The sequence below is a fragment of the Variibacter gotjawalensis genome, assembly GCF_002355335.1.
GTDB lineage: Bacteria > Pseudomonadota > Alphaproteobacteria > Rhizobiales > Xanthobacteraceae > Variibacter > Variibacter gotjawalensis.
This window is the reverse complement of record NZ_AP014946.1, coordinates 4,528,103-4,549,303: the sequence shown is the minus strand read 5'-3', so window position 1 is coordinate 4,549,303 and position 21,201 is coordinate 4,528,103. Positions and strand designations below refer to the sequence as shown.

Below are 21,201 nucleotides of genomic sequence, written 5' to 3'. Positions count from 1 at the left end.
CATTAGCTTTTCCGCGATCTATACGAAGCCGTTTGACAGTTTTTCAGTTCATTTTTCAGGTGGGCTATTTTGCAGAATTCGTTTGCGAACCGTTTCCTCGCGCTTTCTCGCGAGCGCGGTCATCTCTGCGTTGGGATTGATCCTTCCTCGGAAGCACTGGCTGCTTGGGATTTGCCGCACGACTTTAGTGGCTTGGTTCGGTTCTGCGACACGCTCGTCGGCATCGCGGCGCCGCGCGCCGCCGTCATCAAGCCGCAAAGCGCATTCTTCGAGCGCTTCGGACCTGATGGGATGCAAGAACTCAAACGTGTCGTTTGGCAAACGCGCGCCGGCGGAGCGTTGACGATCGTCGATGCGAAGCGAGGCGATCTCGGGTCGACCGCGACGGCTTATGGCGATGCCTTTCTTGGCGCAGGCAGTGCGTTCGGCAGTGACGCGGTGACAGCGCACGCCTATCTTGGCATCGACGCACTGGCGCCTTTATTCACGCGTGCGAAGTCGCACGGAGCCGCTGTCTTCGTTGTTGTGCGCTCATCGAACCCGGAGGGCACGCTCCTGCAGTCAGCGCGGACAGCCGGCGGCTTGAGTGTTGCGGAATCATTCTGTGAGGCAATCACACGGCAGAACGCGGCTGATGACGTCGGGCCAATCGGCGCCGTGGTCGGCGCTACGCTCGGCGACGAGACGGCCGGCATCGTTGCGCGGCTGCCGAATGCATTGTTCCTTGCGCCGGGTGTCGGCGCGCAAGGTGCGACAGTGGCGGATGTGAAACGGGCTTTCGGAGGAGCTTATGCGCGCTGTATCCCTTCTGTATCGCGCGCGATAGCTATGGCCGGGCCTAACGAGATGGCGTTGGCGGATCGTATCGAACGCTACGCAGACGAGTCGCGGTTAGCGTAGCGACTAGGCCCGGCAGTCACGATGCCCAACGCATCGCGGTTAGCCGAAAAAGCGCGGTCGTATTCGATCACCTTGGCGACGTCGTCGCGCGCAGCTTCGCCGTAGAGTTTGCCGATCAGATACAGCATGCCGTCGATCGCGAGCGAGACGCCGCCGCTCGTGACGACGCCTTGATCCTCGACGACGAGCGCCGGGATCGGCTTGGCCGTGGCAGCGTAGCCGGTCATATCGGCGAGCGGGGCGCTGGTCTCCGCGCCGACGGCGGTCCGCCGCGTCGTTGCCTGCAGCCCATCGAGCGTGCCGGCGGCGGCGAGGATGAGCGCGCCGGTGCAAACCGAGGCGATCTCGGCTTTCTGCCGGGCGCGGAGGAACGCCATCATTGCGTCGTTGCGGACCTCGCGGCGCCAGCCCGGCCCGCCGCAGACGATGTAGACGTCGCAGGGCGGCGGCACAGCGAAATCGTAGTCCGCCAACACGGTGACGCCGCCTGCCAGTTTTATCGGCCCTTTGTGCTCCGCAATGAGCACCGATGTGATGTTTGGCAGGACGCGCGTTGCCATCGAGACGACGCCGGCAGTGCCGCCGACATCGATCGGCTCGACATCCTCGTAGATCACGATGCCGATCCGGGCGGCGTCATTGCGTTGTTTCATCGTCGGCTCGCTCTCTCAGAAGCTCATTATCGCCGCCGTTTCGACGCGCGGCTTGCAAGAAATCTGAGCATCGCGGCTTCCACCGTAGGCTGATTGGCGTGGCAGGATCATGCAACCCGTGGTGGCAAGCTCCTTGCTTGGACGAGGACGCCGGCAATAAAACGGGGAACCCTCGCGATGAAACGTCGTGTCTTCCTGAAGTCCGCCCTCGCGCTGGGCGGCACTGCCGCAATCGCCGCGCCTGCTATCGCTCAATCAGCTCCGCAAATCCGCTGGCGGATGACCTCCAGCTTCCCGAAAAGCGTCGACATCACGTTCGGCGCCGGCGAATATTTCGCCAAACTCGTCTCCGACCTGACGGACGGCAAATTCGTCATTCAGCAATTCGCGGCCGGCGAGATCGTCCCGGGGCTGCAAGCGCTCGATGCGGTGCAGAGCGGCACCGTGGAGGCGGCCTACACGGGCTTGCTGTTTTATGTCGGCAAAGACCCGACTTATTCGCTTACATCGTCGGCGCCTTTCATGATGAACCCGCGCGCGCAGAACGCCTGGTACTACCACGGCGGCGGCATGACGATGACGCACGAATTCCTGCGCAAACAGAAGGTCGTCGCGTATCCGTGCGGCAATACGGGCATGCAGTGGGGCGGCTGGTTCAAGAAAGAAATCAAGACGGTCGACGACCTGCGTGGTTTGAAGATGCGCATCGCGGGCCTTGCCGGCAACATCGCGTCACGCCTCGGCGTCGTGCCGCAACAGATCGCGCCGGGCGATATCTATCCGGCGCTCGAACGCGGCGCGATCGATGCGGTCGAATATATCGGGCCGTATGACGACGAGAAGCTCGGCTTCCACAAGGTCGTGCAACGCTACTATTCGCCAGGCTGGCAAGAGGGCGGCACGATCTTCCACGGCGTGTTCAACCTCGAGAAATTCAACGAGCTGCCGCCGCTTTACAAGAAGGCGATCGAGATCGCGTCGCAAGCGACGACGCTCGACATGCTGGCGCACTACGATGCGAAGAATCCGGAAGCGTTGCAGCGCCTGATCTCGCAGGGCGTACAGGTCTCGCTATTCCCGAACGAAGTGCTGATGAAGATCTTCGAGGAAACGGAAGGCTTCTACAAAGGCCTCGTCGGATCAAATCCAGAGTTCGCGACGATGTTCAATCATCAGCGCGAGTTCATGAAGAAGAGCAACATGTATCAGCAGGTCGCGGATTTTCAGTACGATCTGATGATGTTCCGAACGAAACGGATCGTGAGCCAATGAGCGACGGACTGGCGGGTGGATTCGATCCTGCGGCGGTGAGCTATCTCACCTCGATCGACGAGGTGCGGGCGATGCATCCGCCCGCCATGTCGCGCGCGACCGATAAGGTGATCAAGCGGCTCGACAAGCACTGCCGTGCGATCCTGGCGCGGTCGACATTTTGTCTCGTCGGAACGCATGGGGCGAACGGCGCTGATGTTTCGCCGCGCGGCGACCCGGCGGGGTTCGTGCGCGTGCTCGACGATCGCCACATCCTCCTGCCGGATCGTATCGGCAACAATCGCTTCGACAGCTACGACAACATCTTCGAGAACGGCATGGTCGGTCTGTTGTTCGTTGTGCCGGGCATGGCGGAGACGCTGCGCATCAACGGCAAAGCCCGCGTCACCAATGATGCGGCTTTGCTGGAGGGGTCGGCCGTGCAGGGCCGCGCGCCGCGCATCGGGCTATTGATCGAGGTGCTGGAGGCCTATCTGCACTGCGCAAAGTCGATCAACCGCGCGAAGCTGTGGGATCCGGCTCACTTCATCAACCGCGACGATCTGCCGAGCTACGGCGCGATGCTGGTCGATCACTGTGAGGGCCTGACCGTCGAGGAGAGCGACCGGCAAGGCGCCGAGATGGCCCGGCGTGGTATGTATTGATCGCCGGATGCGGCGGGGCGGCGATTGAGTTTTGCTGCGGAGGATCAATCCGGCAGCAACAGCGCTCTGCGAGAGCGGCTCAGCGTGAAAAATATGTTCTTCATAAAGAACGATGTTATTCGGCGGCTTCGAGCCTTCTCTCCGGTGCGGCTATGATCGGCAGCGCGGTCGTCGCCTTCACGGACTCGATTGCGAAATGCGACGTTACCTTCTTGAGCGGCACAGAGACCGTGTCGATCAGCTTGCGGTAGAAGGTGTCGTAGGCATTCACGGTGGGAAGGACGACGCGCAGAATATAGTCGTGCTCGCCGGCCATGCGATGGATATCAAGAACCTCGGGAAAGCGTGATGCTTCGGTCCGAAACCGCTGCAGCGCAGGCTCTGAATGATCGCCGACGCTGATGGTGACGAAGGCGGTCACGCTCAAGTCCAGCTTGCTCGCATCCAGCAGCGCGACGCGCTTCTGAATGATGCCGAGCCGCTCGAGGCGCTGTATACGCTTCCAGCACGGCGTCTGCGACAACCCGACCTTCGAGCCGATATCGGCAATCGATTGGTTGGTGTCGCGTTGAAGAACGTCGAGAATTTTCCGATCGATCTGATCGATGTCCAGCTTGTCGCTCATGATGGCTCCATTTGCGGGCTCGTTCTTTATAACGAACGAAACGGATTTGCCAACTCTAAATTACGAGCACAGACTTCGGTGTGAGCTGATGAGATTTAGGCCGCGATCGTTTCGGCGGCGCTCAGCTTTGGCGTGGCGCGGAGGAGGGAACGCTTGCCAAGGAGGATGCGGTTGTCCGTGCTGACCTCGATGACCGAGTCGCCGATAAAGCGGCTCACCATCGCGAGAGCCGTCGCATCGTCTTTTGCTTTCAGAGATGTGGAAACGAGACCGACACCGTCGTGGCTTACAATGACGTATGTCTGCATGTGGCGCTCAGCTCCCATCGCCAGACAACGTGCGGAATGCGGATTTGGTTCCACGGAGCCGCACGATACTTATGCAGCGATCTTGGTAGACGCTACACGCTTGTTGTTACGGCGGTGTGTCAGCTCTCTGGCTGCAGCCTCGGCTGCGCGCACGGTGCGAAACTCTGCGCCTTCGAGAGACTGAAATTCGTGTGTCGCCGCGAAGAAGCGAAAGCTGGCGCCGTTGCGCACGACGAGACCGGCAGCGCGCGAGCCAACTTCGATGATGTAGGAATTGGACATGACAAATCTCCCGCCGACGCGAGCCGGCGCATTGATGACGTGTTGCGGAATTTGGGCGGTTCAGCAGCAGCGACAGCAACACGGCGGCAGAGCCGTGCGGCGGGAGAAGTTGTCGGAGGTTCGGAGATCGAAATGACGCATCGTCGTGTTCCTTCGGATCAAGAGAAACCACGAAAATGCTTCGTGGCGCTTTAGCATTATTTGACGCGGTGCAAGCTGCTTCATCAAAACCCGCGGTTCGATTCATGATCGAACGGACGCATTAGGACGGGCGCAAATCCGTCGGTCAATGTTCGCCGCGAAGAAAAGAGGATGCGCACTGCGGGGCCTCGTCGATCGCGAAAATTCGATGCTGCTTGATACCGGGAGCGGGAAGTTTCTCTTGCGCGATCGATGTTGTGCGGATTGTTCGGATGGCTTTTGAGCCGGGCGCGGGCCAATATCGCGCATGGCCATTCTCAATATCGTCCTGCCGGTCTTCGTTCTCATCATTCTGGGCTGGGTCGCGAAGCGGACGTTTCTCTCCGACCCGCAGGCGACGCGCGGGCTTCGCGAGCTCGTGTTCCGTTTGCTGATGCCGTCGATGCTGTTCACGGCGATCACGCAGGCGCCACGCATCGAAGTCGTCGGCGTAACGTTGATTTATTTCGCTGCGTGCCTGGTGGTGTTCGCGATCGCGCTGGTCATCGCGCGGTTCATCAAGCTATCGCTGTCGAGAGCCGCGATGCTCGGTCTCAATTCGACCTACGGCAACACCGTGATGATGGGCATTCCTATCGTCGTCGCGGCGTACGGCGCGGAGGCGTTGCCGCCATTGCTGACGATCATCGCGCTGCATTCGGCAGTGCTGCTGACCTTCGCGGGCGTGTTGATCGAGATCGACGCCGGGCGCTCGGGTAAGAGCCAGAGCGTGATGTCGCTGTTTCGCACGATCGGCGAGGGCATCATCAAGAACCCGGTGATCCTTTCGATCTTTCTCGCCTTCTTCTGGCGCGCGGTGGAATTGCCTGTGCCGATCCCGATCCGCGATACGCTGCGTTTCCTCGGAACGGCGGCGACGCCGCTCGCGCTCATCAGCCTCGGCGCCAGCTTGCCTCCGTTCAGCTTCCGCTCGTTCACGATGGAAACACTGGCGGGGAGCGTGCTGAAGTTGTTCGCGCTACCGGCGGCGGTGTGGGGCTTCGGCACGCTGGCCGGGATGCCGAAAGCGTCGCTCGCGGTCGCGATCCTCACGGCCGGCATGCCGACCGGCGCGAATGCTTTCCTTCTCGCGCACCGCAGCGAGGGCCTCGCCGAATCATCGGCGCCGACCGTGATCGTGACGATGCTGATGTCGCTGGTGACGATTTATGTGCTGCTGGCCGTGCTGTGACGCTACGCCGCGCCGAGCGTCAACATCGAGATGGCAATCAGAACTTTGCCGTCAAGGAAGCCTTCATCTGACATTCCTAAAACGGGCTGGACATCGCTGCGGCGATCTTGTGCCATGCCGGCGGTCCTGCTCAACAGCTTAGAATGAAAACCATGAAGCACATCAGGTTGAGTTTTCTGGCGCTTGCCGCCGGTCTCGTCGTCGGCGTCTCTGCGGCGCAGGCACAGCGGTTGCAGGATCGCGGAAGCCAGGACGAGCAGAAGGCGTGCACGCCGGATGTGTTTCGGCTCTGCCTCAGTGCGATTCCGAATGAACCGGAGATCGTGAGCTGCCTGCGCAGATCGATGGCGCAGCTCAGCCCAGATTGTCGTTCGGTGATGCAGGGCAAACCAACGAAGGCGGTGAAGCGCACGAAGGAGCCGCCGCGTTCGGCGACCTCCGGGCGGGGCCCGCACTAACCTCAAGAGCACGACGATGACTCTGTCGCGGCGTTCTGCGCTCGGCGCAGTTGGACTAGGCCTGGCGCTTCCGGCCGTGGCGCGGGCGCAAGGCGCTGCTGCGATCGCTCCAGATAAAGTCGCGGCAGCGGTCGCAAGCCTCGATCCATTGATCGCTGACGCAATGAAGAATTCCGGCGTGCCGGGATTGTCGGTCGCGATCGTTCACGACGATAAGGTGTTGGTGACTAAGGGTTACGGCGTTCGCCAAGCCGGCAGACCGGAAACTGTCGACGGCGACACAGTCTTCCAACTCGCCTCGGTGTCGAAGCCGGTGGCGTCGAGCGTCGTGGCGGCTTTGGTCGGCGAAGGCGTTGTCGGCTGGGACGATCCGATCGTACAGCATTTTCCGGCCTTCGCGATGCATGAGGCCTGGGTAACGAAAGAAGTCACGCTGCGCGATATGTTCTGTCATCGCAGCGGACTTCCGGATCACGCCGGCGATCTGCTCGAGGATCTCGGCTGCGACCGCACCGAGGTTCTGTATCGGCTGCGCTACGTGAAGCCGTTTTCCAGCTTCCGTTCGAAATATGATTACACGAATTTCGGTTTGACGGCGGGTGCGCAAGCGGCTGCGTTGGCTGCCGGAAAGTCGTGGGAGGATGTTTCGGCCGAGAAGCTTTACGTGCCGCTCGGCATGCGCAGCACGAGTTCGCGTTTCGCGGATTATAAGGCCGCGACCAATCGCGCTGTCGGCCACGTCAAAGACGGCAACGCGTGGGTAGCGAAATATGTGCGCGAGCCGGATGCGCAGTCGCCGGCCGGCGGTGTCTGCTCGACGGCGCGCGATATGGCGCAGTGGATGCGCTTGCAGCTCGGGCGCGGTGTTCTTGAAGGCCGCGAGATCATCAAGACCGGTGCGCTCGACGAGACACATCGGCCCGCGATGGTGAGTTCGCACGCGGCAAATCCGAGCAGCGATCGCGCGGGGTTCTACGGTCTCGGCTGGAACGTGAACTACGAGGAGCGCGGTATTCGCTGCAGCCATTCGGGCGCGTTCGCTTCAGGCGCTGCGACCTGCGTCAATCTCATGCCGCAGCAACGGCTCGGGATCATCGTGCTCAGCAACACGGCGCCCGTGGGACTGCCGGAAGCGATTTGCCTGAGTTTCCTCGATCTCGCGATTGCCGGAAAGATCGAGAAGGATTGGTTCGCCATCGCGGCTGCCGGGATGAAGGCGATCTCGACGCCCGACTACGGCACGACGGTCGATTACACGAAGCCGCCCGCCGCGCCGACAGCGGCGCTGGCGACCAGCGCTTACCTCGGCAACTACTCGAGCGACCTCTACGGGCCGCTGCGGATCGAGCCGACCGGCAGCGGCTTGGAGTTGCTGCTCGGCCCGAAGCTCAAACGTTTCGCGCTTCGCCATTACAATCGCGACGTCTTTGCGTATCAGCCGACCGGCGAGAATGCGTACGGGCTCAGCGCCGTGACGTTCCGTATCGGCGCGAGCCAACGCGCCGAGACGGTGACGGTGGAGAATCTGAACATCACCGGGCAGGGGACGTTCACGCGGACGGCGTGACGCCTGTCAGGCTCTGATGATCAAGACGGCCCAATGGGCTGCAGAGGCCCACATGGTGGATCACGGTTGATCGAATGTCAGGTCGAGTTCTGTGTTCGGTGCTCATGCGCAAGGACTGCGAGCCGTGGCTACTTGCCTTCGATCTTCAGCCCGTCCTTGCCGCCGATCGAAATGTTCACGCCGGATTTTTGGCGCTCCTGATAGAGCGAGTAGCCAAGCACGGCCGAGCCGACGAGCAATGCGCCGAGTAGTATGTACAAGAAATTGCGGTTCATCGTTCCCCCGAATCCGACGCATTAAACGCGCAAAGCGCTGATCGGTTCCGCACAGCGAATGGCCCCTAACCGGTCTCCACCCTTTTCGCGCCCCATAGGGCGCGCAGCCGCTTGTCAAATCCAAGGTCCCGATGCAGCTTATGATATAAGCTATGGGATACCGGCAGATGTCGCGCTCCTATTTTCTTCTCATTTCCCTGGCCGCCGCAGCGGCGGTCATGCCGATCGTAGAGGCCGATGCGCAGGGCTCCGCGCGCATGCGCGGATGTTGGGGCGAAACGCGGATCACGCACGCGCAGCGCATCAAGGAATGCACAGCGATCATCGAGGCGAAGCGAGAGTCCCGCGACAGCCGCGTCCTTGCCTACGTGAACCGCGCGATCGTCCATTATGAGGTTCACCGGTCGCCGCAGCGCGCGCTCGCAGACCTCGACGCAGCGGTTCGTCTCGATCCGGACGCACCAGGTCCATATCGGTTTCGCGCTCGCGTGCTGCATGAAGAAGGCAAGACCGATCTCGCTATCGCGGATTACGATCAACTCATTCGCATCACTCCGGGCAGCGGGGCTGCCGAGTTTCTCGTCGAGCGCGCGCTGCTGTGGAAGTTCAAGGACGATCGCGAGCGCGCTATCGCGGATTTCACCGAGGCAATCCGGCTCAACCCGCGGCTCAGCAGCGCGTTCGGGTATCGCGGTCGGTTGCTGGTTGATCTCGGCGCGTTTGAGCAAGCTGTCGCAAACTACACAGAGGCGATCGCGGCTGCCGATCCGAACGCATTCCCGAGCCCGGCTGTGGAGGCCATGGCCAATCGCGGCTACGTGCATTTCATGCGCGCGGATTTTGCCGCGGCTGCTGCCGACCTTTCGGCGGTCAGTGACGAGTCTCCATACTCGCGCCGCAATGAGATGGCTTTGCCGTTCCACTACATCGCGCAAGCCCGGATGGGAAAAGACGACGCGACGTTGCTGCGGGAGCAAGCGGAGCGGTGGCAGCGCACACCGCTGATCTTTGAACTTTTCCTCGGCACCAAGACACCGGAGCAGGTCTTGGTGGATGCTGGGCCTGAAAACTACACGTCGAAATGCAACGCACATTTCTACGTCGGCCAGTGGCACCTTCTGCGTGGCAATCGCGCCGAAGCGCGGGAACGCTTCACGGCCGCGACCTCAAAAATCTGCGAGTATCGCGACATCACGCCGCCAGCAGCTCGCGAAGAACTCAAGCGTTTGGGTCAATGAGGCGCGAACCGCCAAGATCATCATTGGCGACGGGGACAATCTCAAGGTGCTTAAGGTCCTTGGTGGTGCACACGTTCGAAGCGAACGAGTCTACGCTGAAAATTCCCTGCTATCAGGGAAAATAACAGGGAAATCGCGGAAAAAGGTTCAACCGGGAGGCGCGCGATAGAGCTGGGAGCCGCTGGACCGTGGAGACTTGTGCGCCATTAGGTATCGTTCGAAACAGGGAAAAACAGTAGATCAAACAGGGAAATCGTATCCCTCATCAGGGAACGTCTTTCATCCTTTTCAGCAGCGCTCTCTGAGCATAAAAGTCTTACAAGCAGTCTGCGCTTCGAACGTGGATGTCGCCGCTTCTGGATCATTCCCCGGCAAACGACAGCGCGAGAGTTTCGGACAGAGAGCGAATTCACTGAAGGTTGCATTAAACGGCCGATGCGAATTCGAGCCGAGCTTGATGGGAGCGCAAGCGAAGGCTCCGGCTGATGCAATGGCGAGGGAAGGAACACATCGCGCTCCCGTCCGGTTGGCCAACCCGATTTTATTGACCTCGCCGGGCGTCAAACCTCAACGGCATAAGGGATTCGCGCGGAGTTGGCGTCTTGGGTATACCGAGCCAAAAAAAATTCAACAAAATCAATGAACTGATCAGGGTATTGATAGCGGCGCAATCACGTGCATCCTAGCGCAGCGCAGCAGCGCCACCCCCTCGAAAAGATGAGATTTCTTTTCGTAAGGAGAGCTGCACATGCGCAATCAAAAGCAATCATCAACTGACCCGAAATCGCCGCGGTCGATCGATCCTCATCGCGACAAAGCATGGCGGCGCGTTAAGCGATCTGGCGAAACGCACGAGACAGCGCGACTTGAGCCGCACTCGGCCATCGATCAGTCGATCGAATACCTTCCACCTAAAGCACTTCAACCTGCCGCGCGCAACGCACGAACGCATAGTCGCAAACAACGCCGCAAGCTCGCTCGGCTCATCAAAAAATACGGGTTCATCGGAGCGATTATCGCCGACGAGTCCAATGTCATCCTCAGCGGCCATCTGCGTCACGCCGTCGCTCTTGAGCTGGAGCTTGAGCGCGTCCCGGTCATCCGCATTTCCCACTTATCTGACGAGGCCAAGCGTATCTATGCGATAGCCGCCAACCGCCTCGCGCTCGATGCGGGCTGGGATCGCGAGACACTAGCTCTAGAGCTTGGCGAACTCGCAATCTTGATCGAAGATACCGAAATTGATTTGGAGGATACCGGCTTCGAGATTGCCGAGCTAGATAATCTACGGCTCGATCATTCGCCGCCACCAGATCGGGCGGCCGAGGACGTTCTGCCGAAAGTCGGTGAGGCCGTGTCAAAGCACGGCGAACTTTGGTTACTCAACAAGCATCGATTGCTTGTGGGTGATGCTCGACAATCCCCCGACTTCGACAAGCTTTTTTGCGGCACGGCCGCCACTTTGATTTTTGCGGATCCGCCATACAACGTGTCGATCGGAAAGCACGCTCGCCGACAATCCGGCCATCGCGAATTTTTAGTGGCGTCTGGCGAGATGCGCGACGACGAGTTCGCAAATTTTCTCAAGACGACGCTGTGTAACGCCGCCCGGGAGTTGAAGGAGGGAGGTGTCGCATATGTCTGCATCGATTGGCGCCACATGAGCGTGCTCGAAGCGGCCGGCCTCACCGCATTCGGCGAGATGAAGAACGTCTGCGTGTGGGTAAAGCCAAACGCAGGCATGGGGACCTTCTATCGCTCGCAACACGAGCTCGTGCTGATCTTCAAGAAGGGCTCGGCTCCGCATCTCAATACTTTCGAGCTTGGCCAGCACGGTCGATCCCGGACGAATGTCTGGCATTACGCCGGGGTCACCTCTTTCAAGCGCGGGCGTCGTGAGGAGCTCATGATGCATCCAACCGTCAAGCCCACCGCATTGATCGCTGACGTTATCCTGGATTGCTCGAAGCCGGGCGATGTCGTGTTGGATCCCTTCGTCGGTTCAGGCACGACAATCGTTGCAGCTGAGAAAGTTGGACGACGCGCGTATGTGATGGAGCTCGACCCGACCTACGCGGACGTCTCAATTCGCCGATGGCAGGCCTACACCGGACGCGATGCGGTTCTTGAGTCGACCGGCGAAACTTTCGAAGAGCTCGCCGAACGGCGATCGCTGAGCAGTGGCTGCCAGCCGAAGAAAGGGCGGTCTGATGACTAGGCGAAAGAAAGGCTCGTCATCTGAAAAAACGCACGTTGAGGATCTCGTGGGCTATTGCAAGCCGCCGCGTGCCCATCAGTTTAAGCCTGGTCAAAGCGGAAATATGAAAGGGCGGCCAAAGAAGAAAACTGACCGAAGCACGCTAGCGTGTAAGGCGCTCAATCGGAAGGTGACGGTTACGATCAATGGGAAAACGTGCCGGATGACGATTGAAGAGATCGGCCTGCGCAAACTTGCCGATAAAAGTGCCGCCGGAAACATCAAGGCATTTTCATATCTTCATGCGATGAGCAGCGAACGTGTTGATGAAGATGCAGAAGATACTTCTGCGTTTGACGAAATGCTCATTGAAGAGGCGATAGAGCGGCGAGCAACGGCAAAAGGACGGCGACATGACTGATCAGAACCTGCTTGCAGCAATCTTGCGGACCGACCTCGTGGCGTTCATCCAAAAAACATTTGCCACGCTGACGCCAAATAAAACTCTCTTCATGAATTGGCACATTCGGGCGATAGCTTACTATCTCGAGCGCGTACGTCGAGGCGAGCTAAAGAGATTGATAATCAACGTGCCGCCGCGATCACTGAAATCGATCATTGGTTCGGTCGGTTTTCCTGCTTTCGTGCTTGGTCGCGACCCGACGAAGCGAGTCTTGTGTGTCAGCTATTCCCAGTCACTAGCGATCGACCACGCAAACATGTTTCGGATAGTAGTCAACTCGCCATGGTATCGCCGAGCGTGGCCGAGCATGCGCCTTTCGCCAATCAAAAATACAGAGACTAAAACGCAGACTACCCAACACGGATTTCGATTGGCTACTTCTGTCGACGGGACGCTCACAGGCCGCGGCGGGGATATCATTATCATCGATGATCCGCTTAAAGCCGATGATGCGAACTCAAAGCTAAAGCGCGAAGCTGTGAACACTTGGTACGCGAACACGCTACTATCGCGTCTCGATAACAAGCAAGAGGGTGCGATCATCGTCATCATGCAGCGCTTGCATCAAGACGATTTGGTTGGCCATTTACTGCGCTCTGACGATGAAGAATGGCACCAGCTTATTCTACCCGCCATTGCGGAAGTCGACGATTCGATCCCGCTCAGCTACGATCATGCACACTACCGACCGGTCGGCGACGTACTTAACCCCGCCATGAACCGCGAGCGATTCTCGATCACATCAAACGCACGATCGGTTCTGACATGTTCGCGGCTCAGTATCAGCAAGCACCTGTTCCGCCGGGCGGCGCGATGATCAAACGGAAATGGCTGCAAAGGTACGACGACGTTCCATTGGCCAAGCACAAATTCATCCTGCAAAGCTGGGACACGGCTTCGAAAGAAGGAGGCGCTAACGACTGGTCGGTTTGCACGACCTGGTCGATAGTCAACAACCGTTTCTATCTGCTTGATGTTACACGACAGCGCGTGTCGTATACCGAGCTCAGGCGACTAGCGGCTAAATTGCACCGGTACTCCGGATCGCACCAAGTCCTTATCGAGGAGGCCGGGATCGGGTACGGCTTACTTGACGATCTTCAGTCGCAAGGCATACCAGTTCGCGGTGTGCGCCCGGAAGGCGACAAAATAGTTCGGCTGGCTTTGCAGTCCCCGAAGTTCGAAGCGGGGTTGGTATATCTGCCTCGTCAAGCTTCCTGGCTAGCAGACTTTGAGGCAGAATTGTTGTCTTTTCCCGGAGGCCGCAACGACGATCAAGTCGACAGCACTACCCAAGCTCTCGCCAACTACGAGTCACCTTTTGCCAACGCCAATATTACGCGCGTGATGCAATCAATCATGAGCGGAATGTCTCGAGAGTACTAACCGTATTGGTACGGACCCTCACCGGCGAGGCCCTGTGAGGGTCGGGTCGCCGATACGAAACGCAAAGCTTACGCGCACTATTTTCAACGCTTGCTGATGACTGGGAATTTCGCTCTGCTCGCAGGCATCAAGCCTGCTGATTGAGGATTGGTACCTCGTCGTCTATGCAGACGCTTTCGACTGGGTGGACTTACCGAACACGCATGGCAGGGTGATGTTTGCCGACGGCGACACGCTCGCATCGAAGCCTTTTGCAGCTTCAGGAACGTATATCGACCGCATGTCGGCCTATTGCCGCAGCTGTCGCTACAACCCGAGATGCGAATGGCTTACAAGAATCTCGATCGAATGCCCAAACAGCGGTTGCTGCAGGTGGCGCGATAGGCTTACGAATTCCTGGGCGCTATCGATCAGCCTCGACTGTCGATTCAACAAAAGGATTTCTTCAGGCTGTCGTATTTTTTGCGACTATCACCTGCGCGTAAACGTTTAGTGGCAGCGTCGTCGAAACAGATCTCACTCGCGCTGCGACGTGATTGATGAGAGCGGCGCTTGCAAAGTCCAACTGAGCGCGCCAGTTGAGTAGCCTATCTCGACGGAGCCGTTGACCGCGCGCGAAATCATTTCGGTGAGTACAACATGGCCGAAGCCTTGTCTGGTCGGCGATGGAGACACAGCGGCGCCGCTTTCTTTCCAAACAAGTTCCAGCGTTTCGCCCTTTTTAATTTGCCATGCGAGATCAATGCGGCCCGTTGGTGACGCCAGAGAGCCGTGTTTGACCGCGTTCGTTGCCAGTTCGTGCAAAGCTAGACCGATTGCTTCTGCTGCTTCGGGGCTCAAATCTAAATCTTCGCCGTTGACCACAAGTCGGCTAGCGGTTGTATCCAAGAAAGCCTCGAGCTGATGCGAGATTAGCTGCTTCAGCGATACGGATCGCCAGTCTTGGCGAACCAACAGATCTTGCGATCGCGCCATAGCCTGCAGGCGGCCTTGAAAGCGCTCATCAAAGTCTTTCAAGGTCTTCGAGTTCGCTGCCGTTCGTTTTGCGACGGCGCTAATGACCGTCATCAAGTTCTTTGATCGATGCGCGGTCTCGCTCAGCAAAAATTTCACGTGGTCTTCAGCTGCTTTACGTTCGGTGATGTCGGCGACGATACTGACCATACGCATGGCGCTGCCGTCCGATCCCCGATCCATAACCATGCCTCGACCCGAAACCCATCGCGTTATTCCGTTTGGCAAGACAATGCGATACTCGGCGGCAAACGAATCTTGCTTTTGCGCGATCGCATGAAACTTCGCCATGAGGCCACGGTCGTCAGGGTGCAGGGCACGCCAATACTCATCGTCTGGTCCGCCTACTGTTCCTCGACCATCAGGTAAACTCAGGCCAAACAGGGCCATTCCTTCCGGGGACCAAGTGCGGGTCCGCTTAACCAGGTCAGTTTCCCATGCCCCCATGCGCCCCGCCGCTAGCGCACTTTTGTAAAGCGCTTCGCGATCGCGGGTAGACGCCGACCATCCTTCCGAGGCGATGCTATCCGGTAAGCCCACTGCGTGTCTCCCACCTGACTATCGTAACCAGGGAGCGCATGCCGTGACAAACATTTGTGTTGCAGAAACGTGGACGGCAGATTTCGCGGCATTGCCAAACGATTATGCGGTGGAAGGCCCCGTCGATTTCCCGCCGCGACGAATTGGCGCGCCTATCGTGTCATGTCGCACGGCAGCGTCGGCCGAAGCCTTTGGTGGCAAAACTCATGGTCTTTTACGCTGCTTTGACAACGCTGATTGATCCATCGCCTTCAAGCATTGCGCGCTTTACATCAGCAATCTTTTCGACGCCATGCTGCCTCAAATGACTTTCCAGCTCTTCGAGAGTTATGAGATTTGCGCGCATGTTCCGACGGTCCAACACCCCGCGAGATATCAGAGGCACAGCCGGCGCCGACGCGAGAAAGCGTAGACCAGGAACTCGGTGACTCAGGAAATTGATTATGTAATTCCAGAAGATGATGACGAGCACGAGCATCACCCCTTCCGTGATCGATCGATATTCGCCGGCAAAAGCATTTTGTGATGCGTCGGCAATCACGACGATAACCAGCACGTCCGAAATCCCTAGTTGCCCGACCTGTCTGGACGATACAAATCTCAGAGCCAAAAAAAGGAAGAGATACATGATCGTGCCGCGGATCATGATTTCGGCGATGGAGGCCGACGGAATGAAAATCTCAGTCCAATTGATCGTCCACATTTGAATGCACCGGTTGCTTGCGCGGGCGTTAGAGCGCGTGGCGCGACAACGACGTTAAAGCCGCCATGTTCCGCTTGCGGAAGGCGTGCAGAAAACGCTTCAGACAGAACGGAAGCTGACAAACCTCAGCTCGGGCTAGCTCGGTTTGCGGTGCGATCAAGCAGGCGCATCACTGGCGTCACCGTTAGCCCATGCATGAGTATGGAGATCAGGATAATTAGCCCGACGAATGCCCATACGTGCTCAGCGTTCGGCAGATCAATTTTGTTCATGGCGAACGCCAGATAGTAGATCGACCCAACGCCACGGATTCCAAAAAACGCAATCGTCATTTTTTCGACAAACGCCGCCTTATGACCCATCATACCTGCAATTCCGGCCAGCGGCCTGATCACAACCAGGACAATGAAGGCAGCAGCCAAATCCACGCTAGTCAACGGTTTGAGTAAGCCACTCACAAGCGCGCCTCCGAATAGTATCAAGAGCACCATCATTGCGACGCGTTCGATTTGCTCGGTGAGTTGATGCATATCAACATTGAAATCATGACTGCGGTGCGCGTGCCGGAAAGTTAGCGCGGTAACGAACACGGCGAGAAAACCGTAGCAATGAAGCAACTCAGTCACGCCGTACGAGACAAATGTCGCAGATAGCGCGATGAGACCATCACCAGTTCGCGCAATTTTGCTCTTGCCTGGGAGATGAAAAGTCAGCCACCCGAATAGACGGCCAATCAAATAGCCCGCCACTGTGCCGCCGATGATTTCCCAAAGGACGTTGTAGGCAAACCAGTTCGCAAACCAGTTGTTCGTGCTTGCCACGGCCAACACGATGGCCAGATTGACAAACGGAAATGCGAAGCCATCGTTTAGGCCAGCTTCTGCGGTCAGCCCAAAGCGAACGTCATCCTCTTCTTCGGACTTTGGTGGGCCAACCTGCACGTCAGCAGCTAACACAGGATCGGTAGGCGCAAGTGCACTGCCAAGCAGTAACGCGATGGTCCATGACAGACCCATCCACCAACCTGCTAAGAGCGTGATCGCCACAATGCTGAGCGGCATCGTGATTGCGATCAGCCGCCAAGCAATGGACCATCGTCGGAAACCGAAGACTCTATCAATCTTCAGACCAGCGCCCATAAGGGCTATGATCACAACAAATTCTGAGAACCGTTCTGTGATTATAGGAAACTGCGTCGGCAGAGGCTTCAGATTTGTTATCGGCAGAGAGAAAAGGCCAGCGCCGATAGCGATGCATACAATTGGCAGCGAGAGGGGGAGTCGTTGGAGAACAAGGGGTAGCCAAACAACCAGTGCGATAAGGCAGCCTGCGCCTGTCAAAAGCAGGATGTAAGGATCTAACGCTTCAAACAAGCGTCTCACCGTAGGATCGAGGTGTTGTCAGCTTCGCCAGTTCACTCTCCTTCGTCAGGAAGCTGAAGGATATGCCCGCAAGCTTTGCAGTGAACCGCATCTGGCTCATGGCGCTGGAGCGCACAAGCTGGACAATGGAACGTCACTTTATAGGGTCGGAAAACCGCTTGAGCTAAACGGACGAACAGCGAAAGCCCGACAATCATCACGGCGATCGAAGTTAGCTTGCCAGCAACGCCTGGAAGCGTGATGTCGCCGAACCCTGTTGTTGTGATCGTAGCTACGGTGAAATAAAGCGCGTCAATGTAGCCGGCAGAGCCTTCGCCGGCACGGAAAAAGAACGTGTAGACGAAGCCCGTCGTTATGAAGAGGAATGTGACGAGATTTACAACGGCGTGGCCTGTGTCCCGCCAAGTCTTGAAGCCCAACGAGGTTAGCGGCTCCCACAAGAAACCGCTGCGCGACAGAGACCACAGTCGAAGGATGCGAAGGAAGCCTAAGTTCGCCAGCGTCGACGGAAACAATAGGGTCAGCAAGATGAAACAGTCGACGTAGAACATAGGTTGCCGGACGCAGTTGCGGACGTCCTTTTCGGCAAGCATTCGGCAACCAATGTCGACTGAAAGCAGCGCGGCAACGGAGTAATCAAGCCATAAGAACGACGCCGTCTTCTGCAAAATCGGAGTCGCGATGAAGAACGCGATTATCGCAAGATCCATCGCGACAACTGCGAAACGGAAACGGACCGCAGTCTTGGTTTTTCCGTTGTAGAGACCGCGCAATTTCGATCTTAGTTTCGTCACCGCGATCTAACCAACCAACAGTCGGGAGCTGCTCTGTTTAATCGCGGTGGTACGGCGATCACGTCTTTTTCTTCGCCGTCTTTTTCTTCGCAGCTTTCTTCGTTGTCTTTTTCTTTGCCGCAGACTTCGTAGCCTTTTTCACCTTGGCGGCAGCCTTCTCAGCTGTCTTCGTGATCTTAGCGGCAGCCTTTTTCACCGCGCGTTTGATGGTAGTAGAAACCTTAGCCATGTTACCTCCAATGTAGAATCACACGAAGCGACGCTAGCGTGTAACGCCGAGTGCGTCTTGTATCGCTCGCTGACGGCTAACGACCGGGACGCAGTAAGCTCTGCCTGATCCCCAGCCTTCAGCTGTTGAACGGCACAGTGACCAGCACTTTCGTGCACAATACAACGAGGTGGAGGGCTAGCCGCTCAACCAACGCGACAAGACTAAGCCTATGAGGAAGCCTGCGGCCAGGCTAAGCTGCGCATCTGCAAGGATCACGCGAATGATCCGCTTCATATAGGCATCATCAGCGAGCTCGCAGCATGCGTGCCAAGACCGACTTGGTGGCAATGCCTTAGGTTTCGACTATTTGTCGTTTTGCGAATTCAACTCTTCTACCCGAACTGCTTTGTCTTCCGGATTGTCCTGATCCTTTGCGGGTTTGTTTTGCCCCGACAAGGCTGTCGAGTCCGCAATCGTGACTGGGCGCTTCTCTGCTGCCTTCGATTTGTTGCTCATCTCATCGCTCTTTAATTTGCCGAAGCGGAGTACCCATGCTTCTGCGCGGATGGGGGGATAACCGTGCACTAGGCGCCATTGCGCATAGTTCACAATCTCTCCCAGCGGCTGCTCATCCGGCGGCTCGCTGACAAGGTCGTCGAAGAGAAAACGGAAATCCATACCGAGCGAAGTCTCAGGCGCTCCGTTTGTTCCGGGATGAGTTAGGGCGGGCCGCTTTCGGCGACCCAAGGTGTTACTCGTTCATCACATCAGCTGTTTCAACGCGCGCAGGCGTAGAGCAACACGATGCTCAAAAGGATCGAGACTGCGATTGAGCCGAGTAGGCCCATCCGGCTGGAGAAGAACAAAAACATTATCGGGTGGTCGCACGGCGAGAGTAGGGAGACCGGTTTACCGGCCTTAAAGATATGCCCTCACGCTGCGCCTTGCTGCTGATCGCAGCCGGCGGACGCTTGAGCTTGAGGCTGATCACGCCAGTCGGCGTGTTATGCTTCGCCAGCGACTTCAGCTCCTTGATCTCGTCCTTCGACCAGGGCTGACCGGAGCGCTGCTTGTATTTTGGATTTGCTTTGCGCGGTCCCGTCTTTCCAATGGGAGAACCGGGTCGCTTCCACGCCGCCTTTGCCGCCTTCGCCATGATTGCCTCCACTGGATGTGAGAGATGAAAGCGGCGAGGTAGTAGGTTGTTCCAAAAAGCAGCCCGACGTCGGGGGGACGCCGGGCTTAGTCTGGGTTCGAAATGCAGTTTGGAGAACCATGCTGCTTGGGCCAACAAATCCGGCGACCAGATGTTCAGATCGCCGCTGAAGTTATCTTTCCTTGAGCCCCTTGAAACTCGGATGCCGCAATGCGTCGCCGGTGTCTTCGAGGAATCCGACATCGGCTTCGAAGCGCGGCTCCACCCAAACCGTATCCGTCTTCTTCAACGGCTTTGAGAGCGCAGCCGCTTTGCGCATCAACGGCTCCAGCTTCTTGCGCACTTCAGCGCCGGACTTCGCGCTGAAACCGGTGCCGACCTTGCCGGCGTACACAAGCTCGCTGCCTTGCTGCCGTGCGAGACGTAGGGCCGCCACCGTTCCGCCGCTCTGTGGGACGTAGCCGACGACGACCAGGTGCGCACGCTGAACGCACTTTACCTTCACCCAGTCAATGCGGTCGCCGGAGATGTACGGCCCATCCATGAGCTGAGACGATTCCCGCCAGACCGAGCCCGCAGGCACTACGGTAGACTTGAGGGCCGGGCGTGCCTTCGATGCGCTCCACGATTTGAAAGTAGCTTGGCGCATCTTTGAGAAGCTCCTCTACTACGGCCTTGCGGTCGATCAGCCGGCAACGCCGCAAATCCAGTCCGTCCAGGTACATGATGTCGAAGGCTTGGAACTGATGTTGAGCTTTAAGCTTGCGAGACTTCGGCCCGACAGAATTCTGCATTGCATTGAAGTCGCCGCCCTTCTCGTTTGGCACAATTATCTCGCCGTCAAGAATGACGTTTCGCGCGTCGATCTCCAGCGCCGTCGCGATAATGGAGGGAAAACGGTCAGTCCAATCGTTGCGGGTGCGCGAGAATATTCGCGGCACGCAATCTTCGAGATGCAACTGCATCCGGTAGCCGTCCCCTTGATCTCGTGAATCCAGCGATCACCGGTCGGTGCCACCTTTTTCAGGTTGGGCCGCGCGGGTTCGATGAAGCCAGGATGCGGTGCCGGTAAAGCTAACGCGAGTTTGCGCGCGATCTGAAGAGCTTTTGTCGCTTTGGGCATAGGGAGCGGTACGCCTGCACATGAAGCCGCTGACGAATCACTTAATCAGAAAGGTCTATCGGTTTCGTTACGGAACGTCGGTTGCAGCCGCGTGTTGGCTTTTCATGGAAAACAGAGAACCAAACCGCGAAGTACCGGCCCAGGTCGGCGCTACCGCAAGAACGGGCACCTGGGCGCTCTTAGCCGCTCTGGTGTTTGCAATAGGCTTCGTAGGGTGGCTCATGCTCGCGCCCTCTGACAGAATTCTCGATAGCGCAAGCACGCCGCAACGCGCTCCGGTCGAGAACACAGGTGCCGGAAATGCGAGAACACAGCCTGGCGTACCTAACCCGCCTCCTAGCGGCGCCGTGACGCCGGATCAATCGCGCAGTCCGGCAGCTGCTGGTGGTGCGGGGTCGGATAGTTCGCGATCAACGGATGGTCCGAGCGATCGGACGCAAGCGCGTTAGCTGCGACAAACACAAAGGCCCGGGCTCCCAGAGCTTCGGGCCTTTCTCGTGCGGATTTTAAGCGAGCGCAGCAGTGCTTCAGACGTTTCGAAACGGAAATGCCTCTGCCGAGGGAGACTCAGCAGAGGCATTCATGGAGCTTTGGGGCATCAAGGAAGCGACTTCTCGGGGGACAGTCGCATCAAACGA

Annotated in this window: 25 protein-coding genes; 11 read left to right on the top strand and 14 right to left on the bottom strand. The window is 58.0% G+C overall.

Annotation, left to right across the window (positions count from 1 at the left end):
• Positions 1-69: 69 nt before the first annotated feature.
• Complete coding sequence (pyrF, locus tag GJW30_RS22280) at positions 70-900, top strand: orotidine-5'-phosphate decarboxylase (RefSeq protein ID WP_172887607.1); 831 nt, start codon at positions 70-72, stop codon at positions 898-900.
• Here the strand turns inward: pyrF and GJW30_RS22275 are convergent.
• A complete protein-coding gene (locus tag GJW30_RS22275; RefSeq protein WP_096358535.1) occupies positions 873-1,553 on the bottom strand; it encodes a DJ-1/PfpI family protein in 681 nt (226 codons plus the stop codon). The two genes, pyrF and GJW30_RS22275, sit on opposite strands and share 28 nt — an antisense overlap.
• Positions 1,554-1,730: 177 nt before the next feature.
• Here GJW30_RS22275 and GJW30_RS22270 point away from each other — a divergent pair, with 177 nt between their 5' ends.
• On the top strand, positions 1,731-2,825 hold the full coding sequence (locus tag GJW30_RS22270) for a TRAP transporter substrate-binding protein (RefSeq protein WP_096358534.1): 1,095 nt from the start codon (positions 1,731-1,733) through the stop codon (positions 2,823-2,825).
• A complete protein-coding gene (locus tag GJW30_RS22265) occupies positions 2,822-3,469 on the top strand; it encodes an MSMEG_1061 family FMN-dependent PPOX-type flavoprotein (RefSeq protein WP_096358533.1) in 648 nt (215 codons plus the stop codon). The genes GJW30_RS22270 and GJW30_RS22265 overlap by 4 nt, the downstream gene beginning before the upstream one ends.
• A 115-nt stretch (positions 3,470-3,584) precedes the next feature.
• On the opposite strand, the gene GJW30_RS22260 is transcribed toward GJW30_RS22265, so the two are convergent.
• From GJW30_RS22260 to GJW30_RS22250, 3 genes are all read right to left on the bottom strand, one after another.
• The gene (locus tag GJW30_RS22260; protein WP_096359010.1) at positions 3,585-4,076 is read right to left on the bottom strand and encodes an Lrp/AsnC family transcriptional regulator; all 492 of its coding nucleotides are present in this window, start codon (positions 4,074-4,076) and stop codon (positions 3,585-3,587) included.
• Positions 4,077-4,189: 113 nt separating this feature from the next.
• Positions 4,190-4,402: a hypothetical protein gene (locus GJW30_RS22255; protein ID WP_096358532.1), complete on the bottom strand. Its 213-nt coding sequence runs from the start codon at positions 4,400-4,402 to the stop codon at positions 4,190-4,192.
• 69 nt (positions 4,403-4,471) lie between these two features.
• Positions 4,472-4,684, bottom strand: coding sequence for a hypothetical protein (locus GJW30_RS22250; RefSeq protein ID WP_096358531.1), 213 nt, complete (start codon positions 4,682-4,684; stop codon positions 4,472-4,474).
• 448 nt (positions 4,685-5,132) lie between these two features.
• Here GJW30_RS22250 and GJW30_RS22245 point away from each other — a divergent pair, with 448 nt between their 5' ends.
• From GJW30_RS22245 to GJW30_RS22235, 3 genes are all read left to right on the top strand, one after another.
• Positions 5,133-6,056: an AEC family transporter gene (locus GJW30_RS22245; protein ID WP_096358530.1), complete on the top strand. Its 924-nt coding sequence runs from the start codon at positions 5,133-5,135 to the stop codon at positions 6,054-6,056.
• Positions 6,057-6,208: 152 nt separating this feature from the next.
• The gene (locus tag GJW30_RS22240; protein ID WP_130364649.1) at positions 6,209-6,514 is read left to right on the top strand and encodes a hypothetical protein; all 306 of its coding nucleotides are present in this window, start codon (positions 6,209-6,211) and stop codon (positions 6,512-6,514) included.
• Between the two features lie 16 nt (positions 6,515-6,530).
• Positions 6,531-8,081 carry a serine hydrolase gene (locus GJW30_RS22235; RefSeq protein WP_096358528.1) on the top strand — a complete coding sequence of 517 codons (1,551 nt, stop codon included), beginning with the start codon at positions 6,531-6,533 and terminating at the stop codon, positions 8,079-8,081.
• Between the two features lie 128 nt (positions 8,082-8,209).
• Here GJW30_RS22235 and GJW30_RS22875 read toward each other — a convergent pair whose 3' ends face one another.
• Positions 8,210-8,356 (bottom strand): hypothetical protein, encoded by a 147-nt coding sequence (locus GJW30_RS22875; protein ID WP_096358527.1) that lies wholly within the window; start codon positions 8,354-8,356, stop codon positions 8,210-8,212.
• Positions 8,357-8,523: 167 nt separating this feature from the next.
• Between GJW30_RS22875 and GJW30_RS22225 the strand changes: the two genes are divergently transcribed.
• The 5 genes from GJW30_RS22225 to terL all read left to right on the top strand — a co-directional run bounded on the left by GJW30_RS22225 (position 8,524) and on the right by terL (position 13,640).
• Entirely contained in the window at positions 8,524-9,594 is a 1,071-nt protein-coding gene (locus tag GJW30_RS22225) for a tetratricopeptide repeat protein (RefSeq protein WP_165391599.1), read from the top strand.
• 748 nt (positions 9,595-10,342) lie between these two features.
• Positions 10,343-11,812, top strand: coding sequence for a site-specific DNA-methyltransferase (locus GJW30_RS22220; protein ID WP_096358525.1), 1,470 nt, complete (start codon positions 10,343-10,345; stop codon positions 11,810-11,812).
• Positions 11,805-12,212, top strand: a complete 408-nt coding sequence (locus tag GJW30_RS22815) for a DUF5681 domain-containing protein (protein ID WP_283808641.1) — start codon at positions 11,805-11,807, stop codon at positions 12,210-12,212. The genes GJW30_RS22220 and GJW30_RS22815 overlap by 8 nt, the downstream gene beginning before the upstream one ends.
• The gene (locus GJW30_RS23070) at positions 12,205-13,071 is read left to right on the top strand and encodes a hypothetical protein (RefSeq protein ID WP_245408599.1); all 867 of its coding nucleotides are present in this window, start codon (positions 12,205-12,207) and stop codon (positions 13,069-13,071) included. Before GJW30_RS22815 ends, GJW30_RS23070 begins: the two co-directional genes overlap by 8 nt.
• The gene (gene terL / locus GJW30_RS23065) at positions 13,068-13,640 is read left to right on the top strand and encodes a phage terminase large subunit (RefSeq protein WP_245408598.1); all 573 of its coding nucleotides are present in this window, start codon (positions 13,068-13,070) and stop codon (positions 13,638-13,640) included. Before GJW30_RS23070 ends, terL begins: the two co-directional genes overlap by 4 nt.
• Before the next feature lie 516 nt (positions 13,641-14,156).
• On the opposite strand, the gene GJW30_RS22205 is transcribed toward terL, so the two are convergent.
• From GJW30_RS22205 to GJW30_RS22170, 9 genes are all read right to left on the bottom strand, one after another.
• Positions 14,157-15,194, bottom strand: coding sequence for a sensor histidine kinase (locus tag GJW30_RS22205; RefSeq protein ID WP_130364645.1), 1,038 nt, complete (start codon positions 15,192-15,194; stop codon positions 14,157-14,159).
• A gap of 214 nt (positions 15,195-15,408) precedes the next feature.
• Entirely contained in the window at positions 15,409-15,897 is a 489-nt protein-coding gene (locus tag GJW30_RS22200) for a DUF421 domain-containing protein (protein WP_096358523.1), read from the bottom strand.
• A gap of 125 nt (positions 15,898-16,022) precedes the next feature.
• A complete protein-coding gene (locus tag GJW30_RS22195) occupies positions 16,023-17,270 on the bottom strand; it encodes a cation:proton antiporter (RefSeq protein ID WP_208408024.1) in 1,248 nt (415 codons plus the stop codon).
• A gap of 41 nt (positions 17,271-17,311) precedes the next feature.
• Positions 17,312-18,052, bottom strand: a complete 741-nt coding sequence (locus GJW30_RS22190) for a potassium channel family protein (RefSeq protein ID WP_246700417.1) — start codon at positions 18,050-18,052, stop codon at positions 17,312-17,314.
• A 79-nt stretch (positions 18,053-18,131) separates the two neighbouring features.
• Positions 18,132-18,302, bottom strand: a complete 171-nt coding sequence (locus GJW30_RS22810) for a hypothetical protein (RefSeq protein WP_157746826.1) — start codon at positions 18,300-18,302, stop codon at positions 18,132-18,134.
• A gap of 345 nt (positions 18,303-18,647) precedes the next feature.
• The gene (locus GJW30_RS22185) at positions 18,648-18,962 is read right to left on the bottom strand and encodes a hypothetical protein (RefSeq protein ID WP_096358521.1); all 315 of its coding nucleotides are present in this window, start codon (positions 18,960-18,962) and stop codon (positions 18,648-18,650) included.
• Positions 18,963-19,155: 193 nt separating this feature from the next.
• On the bottom strand, positions 19,156-19,440 hold the full coding sequence (locus GJW30_RS22180) for a hypothetical protein (RefSeq protein WP_096359008.1): 285 nt from the start codon (positions 19,438-19,440) through the stop codon (positions 19,156-19,158).
• Between the two features lie 172 nt (positions 19,441-19,612).
• On the bottom strand, positions 19,613-19,984 hold the full coding sequence (locus GJW30_RS22175; RefSeq protein WP_157746824.1) for an ATP dependent DNA ligase: 372 nt from the start codon (positions 19,982-19,984) through the stop codon (positions 19,613-19,615).
• Positions 19,950-20,405 carry an ATP-dependent DNA ligase gene (locus GJW30_RS22170; RefSeq protein ID WP_096359007.1) on the bottom strand — a complete coding sequence of 152 codons (456 nt, stop codon included), beginning with the start codon at positions 20,403-20,405 and terminating at the stop codon, positions 19,950-19,952. Before GJW30_RS22170 ends, GJW30_RS22175 begins: the two co-directional genes overlap by 35 nt.
• Positions 20,406-21,201 lie beyond the last annotated feature (796 nt).

Coding starts and splice junctions, on each gene's coding strand:
- GJW30_RS22275 (WP_096358535.1), bottom strand. CDS start 1,553: ATGAAACAACGCAATGACGCCGCCCGGATCGGCATCGTGATCTACGAG.
- GJW30_RS22270 (WP_096358534.1), top strand. CDS start 1,731: ATGAAACGTCGTGTCTTCCTGAAGTCCGCCCTCGCGCTGGGCGGCACT.
- GJW30_RS22265 (WP_096358533.1), top strand. CDS start 2,822: ATGAGCGACGGACTGGCGGGTGGATTCGATCCTGCGGCGGTGAGCTAT.
- GJW30_RS22255 (WP_096358532.1), bottom strand. CDS start 4,402: ATGCAGACATACGTCATTGTAAGCCACGACGGTGTCGGTCTCGTTTCC.
- GJW30_RS22250 (WP_096358531.1), bottom strand. CDS start 4,684: ATGTCCAATTCCTACATCATCGAAGTTGGCTCGCGCGCTGCCGGTCTC.
- GJW30_RS22245 (WP_096358530.1), top strand. CDS start 5,133: ATGGCCATTCTCAATATCGTCCTGCCGGTCTTCGTTCTCATCATTCTG.
- GJW30_RS22240 (WP_130364649.1), top strand. CDS start 6,209: ATGAAGCACATCAGGTTGAGTTTTCTGGCGCTTGCCGCCGGTCTCGTC.
- GJW30_RS22235 (WP_096358528.1), top strand. CDS start 6,531: ATGACTCTGTCGCGGCGTTCTGCGCTCGGCGCAGTTGGACTAGGCCTG.
- GJW30_RS22875 (WP_096358527.1), bottom strand. CDS start 8,356: ATGAACCGCAATTTCTTGTACATACTACTCGGCGCATTGCTCGTCGGC.
- GJW30_RS22225 (WP_165391599.1), top strand. CDS start 8,524: ATGTCGCGCTCCTATTTTCTTCTCATTTCCCTGGCCGCCGCAGCGGCG.
- GJW30_RS22220 (WP_096358525.1), top strand. CDS start 10,343: ATGCGCAATCAAAAGCAATCATCAACTGACCCGAAATCGCCGCGGTCG.
- GJW30_RS22815 (WP_283808641.1), top strand. CDS start 11,805: ATGACTAGGCGAAAGAAAGGCTCGTCATCTGAAAAAACGCACGTTGAG.
- GJW30_RS23070 (WP_245408599.1), top strand. CDS start 12,205: ATGACTGATCAGAACCTGCTTGCAGCAATCTTGCGGACCGACCTCGTG.
- terL (WP_245408598.1), top strand. CDS start 13,068: ATGATCAAACGGAAATGGCTGCAAAGGTACGACGACGTTCCATTGGCC.
- GJW30_RS22200 (WP_096358523.1), bottom strand. CDS start 15,897: ATGTGGACGATCAATTGGACTGAGATTTTCATTCCGTCGGCCTCCATC.
- GJW30_RS22810 (WP_157746826.1), bottom strand. CDS start 18,302: ATGGCTAAGGTTTCTACTACCATCAAACGCGCGGTGAAAAAGGCTGCC.
- GJW30_RS22185 (WP_096358521.1), bottom strand. CDS start 18,962: ATGGATTTCCGTTTTCTCTTCGACGACCTTGTCAGCGAGCCGCCGGAT.
- GJW30_RS22180 (WP_096359008.1), bottom strand. CDS start 19,440: ATGGCGAAGGCGGCAAAGGCGGCGTGGAAGCGACCCGGTTCTCCCATT.
- GJW30_RS22175 (WP_157746824.1), bottom strand. CDS start 19,984: ATGGATGGGCCGTACATCTCCGGCGACCGCATTGACTGGGTGAAGGTA.
- GJW30_RS22170 (WP_096359007.1), bottom strand. CDS start 20,405: ATGCAGTTGCATCTCGAAGATTGCGTGCCGCGAATATTCTCGCGCACC.